Origin of the sequence: Paludibacter jiangxiensis, assembly GCF_001618385.1 — a bacterium.
GTDB classification, from domain to species: Bacteria; Bacteroidota; Bacteroidia; order Bacteroidales; family Paludibacteraceae; genus Microbacter; species Microbacter jiangxiensis.
The window spans coordinates 1325069-1332247 of the sequence record NZ_BDCR01000001.1; the positions used below are offsets into that span (position 1 = coordinate 1325069).

Below are 7179 nucleotides of genomic sequence, written 5' to 3' on the forward strand. Positions count from 1 at the left end.
CATTTTATGAACAAAGAATTTTTATCAAAAAGCCGGGAGATGCGTATCGGGTTGATCGTAATTATTGCTATCGGCTTGCTCTTTTTTGGATTGAATTACCTTAAAGGAGTCAATATTTTCTCCCCGACAAACTACTATATTGCCATCTACAAAAATGTCGATGGCCTTGTACCTTCCAACGCGGTTTACATTAAAGGCTATAAGGTTGGTCAGATTGATAAAATACAGTATGACTTCAGCCGCGATAGCTCTTTTATGGTGTACATGACTATCAATAAAGACTTGAAGCTTCCAAAAGGAACACGGGCTGAATTGGCTGACGAAGGGTTAGTTGGAGGAAAGCAGGTCAATCTGGTTTTGGGGCCAGCTTCCGAAACATACTATCATTCAGGCGATATTATCGAATCTTCAGTTCCGGTTACTTTGATGGAAACTCTGAAAACAGGGATTGTTCCTAATCTGGAAAAAATTGTACCCAAGCTCGATTCTCTTGTTACCAACTTAAATAAGGTAGCATCCGATCCGGCAATCGGTAAAAGTTTGGCTTCTATACAGCGTACTACAGCCAACCTGGATGAAACATCTGCTCAGTTGAAGTCTATGATGCATAAAGATGTTCCTCAGATTATGACCAAGGTCAACAGAATCACCGATAATTTTGCTTCAGTGAGCGATAACTTGCGGAATGCCAACTTTGCAGCTACTATTGCCAGCATCAATCATACACTGGCAAACCTCGAGTCGGCAACCGGTAAACTGAATAGTAAAGATGGAACTTTAGGAATGTTGCTTAATGATAAGACCTTATACGTCAACCTGTCGAATATGACTGGTAGCGCTAATGATCTTATGGTTGACCTGAAGGCTCACCCCAAACGCTATGTCCATTTTTCTGTTTTTGGAAAGAAAGATAAATAAAAACGATTTGACAATGCGATAATTTGACAATGTGCCCATCTCGTGGCAAATTTCATTTTCAAATTTTCAAATCTTCAAATCTTCAAATTGAACAACATGGATTTTCAAACATTAAATCTCAATAAGCCGGCGCCGGTACAACCTGTAGCCGGAACTGCCGAACAAGTACGATGCCTTATCATCGGTTCGGGACCTGCCGGATACACGGCAGCTATTTATGCCGGTCGCGCCAATCTGGCTCCTGTTTTATACGAGGGAATGCAGCCCGGTGGTCAGTTGACAACGACTACTGACGTGGAAAATTTCCCCGGTTATCCTTCCGGAGTGGATGGCAATCAACTGATGGCCGACCTTCGCGAACAGGCTGCTCGCTTTGGAGCTGACCTCCGTTACGGAGCTGCTACGGCAGCCGATCTTTCATCGTCTCCTTACAAAATAACTATTGACGGAGAAAAGCTGATTGAAGCAGAATCGGTGATTATTGCTACAGGTGCATCGGCTAAATATCTTGGCTTACCCGACGAACAAAAATATGCCGGTTCGGGTGTGTCGGCTTGTGCAACCTGCGACGGTTTCTTCTATCGCAAGAAGACGGTAGCTGTAGTAGGTGGTGGCGATACTGCCTGCGAAGAAGCGTTATATCTTTCTCACCTTGCATCAAAAGTGTACCTGATTGTTCGCAAGCCTTTCCTTCGTGCCTCTGTTATCATGCGTGAACGGGTGATGAATGCCCCGAATATTGAAGTGTTGTTCGAGCATGTTACCAAAGGACTGTTTGGCGAAGGCGTGGTACAGGGTGCTACCTTGGTGAAAAAGCCCGGCACAGCCGAAGAGGAAGAGGTTAAGATTGCCATCGACGGTTTTTTCCTTGGCATCGGTCACCAACCGAATACAGGCATTTTCAAAGAGCATCTCGATCTGGATGAAAACGGGTATATCATTACGTTGCCAGACTCTCCCGCTACTAAGATTCCGGGTGTGTTTGCCGCCGGCGATGTGGCCGATCCGGTTTACAAGCAGGCTATCACGGCCGCGGGTAGTGGTTGCAAAGCGGCGATTGAAGCCGAGCGATACCTCTCCTGTAAATAATTTGCGAACGCCGGTTGATTTTCATCCGGCGTTTTTTTATATCTTTGCTCGAACTGTATGCAAAACAAGATGCACGAAATCGGGATGGCGCTGAGTGGTGGTGGTATCAAAGCCATTGCACATTTGGGGGTACTTCAGGCAATGGAAGAACATGGCCTGAAGCCCGGTATTATGGCGGGGGTAAGTGCCGGTGCCATTGTAGGGGCCCTTTATGCCGATGGCCATTCGCCCCGCGATATTGCACTGTTTTTTCAGGAATCGAAATTCCTTCAATTGGCCAAAGTGGCGGTTCCCCGAAAAGGGTTTATCTCTTCAACACGTTTCTATCGGGCTATAGGTGGAATGCTTCGGGCTCAGACTTTTGAGGAGTTGCCGATGCCGTTGGTGATTAATGCCACTGATTTTTCGGATGGCAAGCCGGCATACTTTAGCTCCGGGCCGCTCCTGAAGGTTATCGTTGCCTCGTCGAGTATTCCCGTTGTGATGAATCCGGTGGAGATGAATGGAAAGCAGTATGTCGACGGTGGAATCTTTTGTAACCTGCCCGCGCGAGCTATCCGCACCCGTTGCCACAAACTGATAGGGGTACATGTCAATCCTATTACGACCGTCAAGCCACTCACTTCCATTATCGAAATTGCCGAACGAACTTATCACCTGACCGTACAATCGAACACTGTAGAGGAGAAGCAGATATGCGATTTGGTTATAGAACCGGCAAAAGCCCGCGAATTCGGAATGTTTGATACCTCGAAAAGTCTCCATATTTTCGAGATTGGTTACGAGGCAGGAATGAGGGCTCTCGACAAGCACAGGAACAAACTGGAGAAATAGGACAATTGGTAAAATACAAAACCGACCGGTACAAATCATTTTGTACAGGCCGGTTTGTTTGTGTTGATTCATCCTGTCGAGACACACGACCGTGTGTCTTTACTGGAATATCGCATCAATCAGATTCCCAACGATTTTTTCACTGCATCTACTTTTGCTTCGGCCGCAGCATTCACGGCGTCATATTCGTCGCGACTGTTCAGTGTACCGCGTACTTCGACGTAGAATTTGATTTTCGGCTCGGTTCCCGAAGGTCTTACCGAAATTTTGGTGCCGTCGGCGGTAAAGTATTGCAATACGTCGCTGGTAGCCGGCATTACCAAATCTGTAACAGTACCAGTGGCACAGTCAGTTTGCTTCAGCGATTTGTAATCTTTGATGAAGGCAACCGGCGATCCGGCAATTTCTTTCGGCGGGTTACTCCGGAAATCGCTCATCATCTGTTTGATTTCGTCTGCTCCTGATTTGCCTTTGCGAACAATAGAGATTCCTTTTTCTTTGCCAAAACCATATTCGAGGTAGATGTCCTGAATCATTTCGTAGAGTGTCTTGCCATTGTCTTTTGCCCAGGCTGCAATCTCGGCCATTAGAGAACAGGCAGAAATAGCATCTTTGTCGCGAACAAAATCCTGAGCAAGGAATCCATAACTTTCTTCTCCGCCTCCGATATATTGGCGTTTGCCTTCGAACTCACGAATCACAGCAGCGATCCATTTAAATCCGGTGTAACAGTCAAAGCATTCAACGCCATTCTTCTCGGCGAGTTCTTTGATGATTTCAGTTGTTACAATGGTCTTTACTGCAAATTCGCTACCTGTAATTTTGCCCAGTTCTTTCCAGCGGCGAATCAGGTAATACATGAAAACAAGAGCTGTTTGGTTACCATTTACCAAAATCCATTCTCCTTTGTCGTTCTTCACTGCGATACCCAGACGATCAGCATCAGGGTCGGAAGCCATTACAATGTCCGCATCCACTGCTTTTGCCTTTTGAATCGCCATATCGAGAGCAGCCGGTTCTTCAGGGTTAGGAGAGACAACGGTTGGAAAATCTCCGCTTATCACATCTTGTTCAGGAACATGAATTACGTTAGTAAATCCAAGTTTGCCAAGCATGCGCGGGATTAACTGACCGCCGGTGCCATGAATAGGAGTATAGACAATCTTCAAATCCTTGTTGCGGGCAATAGAATCCGGAGACAAAGAGATCGTTTTGATTTTGTCGAGGTAAATGCTGTCAATTTCTTCTCCGATAATTTCGATCAGAGCAGGATTTCCTTTGAATTTTATTTCGTCGACGTTTTTGATATTCTCTACCTCTTTAATCACATTCACATCATGCGGAGCAATCATTTGTGCACCGTCGTTCCAGTAAGCCTTGTATCCATTGTATTCTTTCGGGTTGTGAGAGGCCGTAATGATTATGCCGCTCTGGCAGCCCAAATGGCGGATGGCAAAAGATGCTTCCGGAGTAGGGCGGAGATCTTCAAAAAGATATACTTTGATGCCATTGGTAGAAAATATATCGGCAGATATTTCGGCAAACTTGCGACTGTTGTTACGACAGTCATGCCCGATCACTACTTTAATTTCGGGTAAAGAACCGAATTCTTTCTTCAGGTAATTTGACAAGCCTTGTGTTGCGGCACCCACAGTGTATATGTTCATGCGGTTAGTGCCAACACCCATTATTCCGCGAAGTCCGCCTGTTCCAAACTCAAGGTCTTTATAAAAGGCTTCGATGAGATCTGTTTTGTCGGAAGAGGCTAACATTTTTCCTACTTCCTGTTTGGTAACTTCGTCATAGTTGCCGGTGAGCCACTGTTGGGCTTTTTTCTCAACTATCGCGAGTAATTCTTTGTCTTCCATTTACATATTTGTTTTGAAAATTTCGGGTTAAATATACAACAAACAACTAATTCTCACAATATTCGCTTTTGATTTTTATGATTAAAAAATTGTGCAGGAGTCTCGGGTTCTGTTACAATTTTGTATATTTGCAATAACAACCTTTGAGGCATATTAGAGACAAACACATCTATAACTGCTTTGAAATGTGGGAGAAGCTTGAATAGGTGAAAATTCATATTTAGTAAAATGTGATATAAACCCGATTTTGGTCTCCTTGCTTGGTTGCACTGGTTGACAATTAAAGAACAAATTATTTACAAATGAAACCAACATTGTTTTTACTGGCTGCAGGTATGGGTAGCCGCTACGGAGGTCTAAAACAATTAGACGGATTAGGACCTAATGGCGAAACTATCATGGATTATTCGGTTTTTGATGCCGTGCGTGCCGGTTTTGGGAAAATTGTTTTCGTTATTCGTCATAGTTTCGAAAAAGACTTTACGGAACAAATTATTGCTAAATATCGTAATATCGTTCCGGTTGAAGTTGTATTTCAGGAAATCGATTATGTTCCCGAAGGAATGAGCTATAATAAGGACCGCGAAAAACCGTGGGGTACCAACCATGCTCTCCTGATGGGAAAGGATGCCATTAAAGAGCCTTTTGCGGTAATCAATGCCGATGACTTTTATGGTAAGGAATCATTTGAGATTTTGTATCAATTCCTGATGAGTGTTGAAAACAAGCAGAACGAATACTGTATGGTTGGTTATCGTGTTGGAAATACTCTTTCAGAAAGTGGTTCTGTTAGTCGAGGTGTTTGTACTACAGATGCTGATGGATACCTGACATCGGTTGTGGAAAGAACCAGTATCGAAGAAAAAGGAGGTACAATTGTTTTCCTTGACGAAAAGGGCTTGGAAAATAAACTGGAGTTCAATACTCCCGTATCGATGAATATGTGGGGTTTTACACCTGACTATTTCAACTATTCGGAAGAGAGCTTTAAAAACTTTCTCCAGTCAAAAGGCCAGGAACTGAAATCTGAATTCTATATTCCAACTGTAGTAAATGAGCTGATTGTTGAAGGAAAGGCCACATGTAAGGTTTTGGATACTCCATCGAAATGGTTTGGAGTTACTTATGCAAACGATCGTCCACAGGTGGTTCTGAAAATTAATCAGCTGATTAAAGAAGGGGTTTATCCTCAATCTTTGTGGAAGAAATAAGCATATACATATAATATATAAGAAGGCATAAAAACCAATTGTGTTTATATGCCTTTTTCAATTCAAATAGAAATGGGAAAAGTAATTGTAACGGGAGGAACCGGGTATATCGGTTCACATACGGTGGTTGAACTGCAGCAAGCCGGCTACGAAGTGTTGATAATAGATAACCTTTCCAACTCTAACGTAGAAGTTTTGAACGGAATCGAAGCTATCACGCGAATACGTCCTCAATTTGAGAACCTTGATTGCCTCGACTATGTTGGCCTTGATCGTTTATTGTCAAAGAACGAAGGCGTAGAGGCTATTATTCATTTTGCGGCAAGCAAAGCTGTTGGCGAATCGGTGGAAAAACCTCTCCTTTATTATAGGAACAATTTGGTTTCCCTGATGAATCTTCTCGAATTGATGCCACTTCATGGAATTAAGAATATTGTTTTCTCTTCTTCATGTACCGTTTATGGGCAACCGGATAAACTTCCGGTAAGCGAAACTGCTCCTATTAAGCCGGCATTGTCTCCTTATGGTAATACGAAACAGATCTGTGAAGAGATTATTCGTGATACACTTCATGCCAATGCGGGTCTTCGCAGTATCTTATTGAGATATTTCAATCCGATAGGTGCGCATCCATCAGCCTTGATTGGGGAATTGCCTAATGGAGTCCCAAATAATCTTGTTCCTTTTGTTACTCAAACGGCCATCGGGTTGCGCAAACAATTAAGTGTTTTCGGCGATGATTATAATACACCGGACGGTTCATGCATTCGTGACTATATAAATGTAGTAGATTTGGCAAAAGCGCACGTAGTGGCAATGAAACGTATGATCGAGCAGAAAAGCAAGACTCGTCTCGAAACCTTTAATCTTGGAACGGGCCGGGGATTATCCGTTTTGGAGCTCCTGAAAATATTCCAGGAGGTAAATCAGGTGGAAGTTCCTTATAAAATAGTGAATCGTCGGGATGGAGATATTGAACAAGTATGGGCAAATCCCGACAAAGCGAATAATGTTTTGGGGTGGAAAGCGCAGGAAACTGTCGAAGATACGCTAAAATCAGCCTGGAAGTGGGAAAAACATTTGGCCGAAAAGCGGAAATAGCAACTATATTCTGTCCTTATATTGGGCGAAAATGACTAAAAAGCCTCTTGCTTTACAAAAAAGCAGGAGGCTTTTATTGTTTTTGCAAGCACAAATCTCTTATTCCTTCCCTTTTTTTGATGTTCTAACAATAAAAAATGTGGGCATTTTGGGATGCA

General features: G+C 43.3%; 6 protein-coding genes. 5 read left to right on the forward strand and 1 reads right to left on the reverse strand.

What is annotated here, in order from left to right; translation table 11 throughout:
* Nucleotides 1–6 precede the first annotated feature (6 nt).
* The 3 genes from PJIAN_RS05110 (at nt 7) to PJIAN_RS05120 (ending at nt 2841) form a co-directional block, all read left to right on the forward strand.
* Nucleotides 7–918 (forward strand): MlaD family protein, encoded by a 912-nt coding sequence (locus PJIAN_RS05110; protein WP_068702618.1) that lies wholly within the window; start codon nt 7–9, stop codon nt 916–918.
* Nucleotides 919–1014: 96 nt separating this feature from the next.
* Nucleotides 1015–2007, forward strand: coding sequence for a thioredoxin-disulfide reductase (trxB, locus tag PJIAN_RS05115; protein WP_084252279.1), 993 nt, complete (start codon nt 1015–1017; stop codon nt 2005–2007).
* A 57-nt stretch (nt 2008–2064) separates the two neighbouring features.
* The gene (locus PJIAN_RS05120) at nt 2065–2841 is read left to right on the forward strand and encodes a patatin-like phospholipase family protein (RefSeq protein WP_068702620.1); all 777 of its coding nucleotides are present in this window, start codon (nt 2065–2067) and stop codon (nt 2839–2841) included.
* A 119-nt stretch (nt 2842–2960) separates the two neighbouring features.
* Here the strand turns inward: PJIAN_RS05120 and PJIAN_RS05125 are convergent, their stop codons facing one another.
* Nucleotides 2961–4709, reverse strand: coding sequence for a phospho-sugar mutase (locus PJIAN_RS05125; RefSeq protein WP_068702622.1), 1749 nt, complete (start codon nt 4707–4709; stop codon nt 2961–2963).
* 302 nt (nt 4710–5011) lie between these two features.
* Between PJIAN_RS05125 and PJIAN_RS05130 the strand changes: the two genes are divergently transcribed.
* A complete protein-coding gene (locus PJIAN_RS05130) occupies nt 5012–5920 on the forward strand; it encodes a nucleotidyltransferase family protein (protein WP_068702623.1) in 909 nt (302 codons plus the stop codon).
* A 72-nt stretch (nt 5921–5992) separates the two neighbouring features.
* Complete coding sequence (gene galE / locus PJIAN_RS05135) at nt 5993–7021, forward strand: UDP-glucose 4-epimerase GalE (protein WP_068702779.1); 1029 nt, start codon at nt 5993–5995, stop codon at nt 7019–7021.
* The last annotated feature ends 158 nt before the right edge of the window (nt 7022–7179 follow it).

What these genes read in the sequence shown, in the direction of transcription:
- PJIAN_RS05110 (WP_068702618.1), top strand. Translation starts at nt 7, where the DNA reads ATGAACAAAGAATTTTTATCAAAAAGCCGGGAGATGCGTATCGGGTTG.
- trxB (WP_084252279.1), top strand. Translation starts at nt 1,015, where the DNA reads ATGGATTTTCAAACATTAAATCTCAATAAGCCGGCGCCGGTACAACCT.
- PJIAN_RS05120 (WP_068702620.1), top strand. Translation starts at nt 2,065, where the DNA reads ATGCAAAACAAGATGCACGAAATCGGGATGGCGCTGAGTGGTGGTGGT.
- PJIAN_RS05125 (WP_068702622.1), bottom strand. Translation starts at nt 4,709, where the DNA reads ATGGAAGACAAAGAATTACTCGCGATAGTTGAGAAAAAAGCCCAACAG.
- PJIAN_RS05130 (WP_068702623.1), top strand. Translation starts at nt 5,012, where the DNA reads ATGAAACCAACATTGTTTTTACTGGCTGCAGGTATGGGTAGCCGCTAC.
- galE (WP_068702779.1), top strand. Translation starts at nt 5,993, where the DNA reads ATGGGAAAAGTAATTGTAACGGGAGGAACCGGGTATATCGGTTCACAT.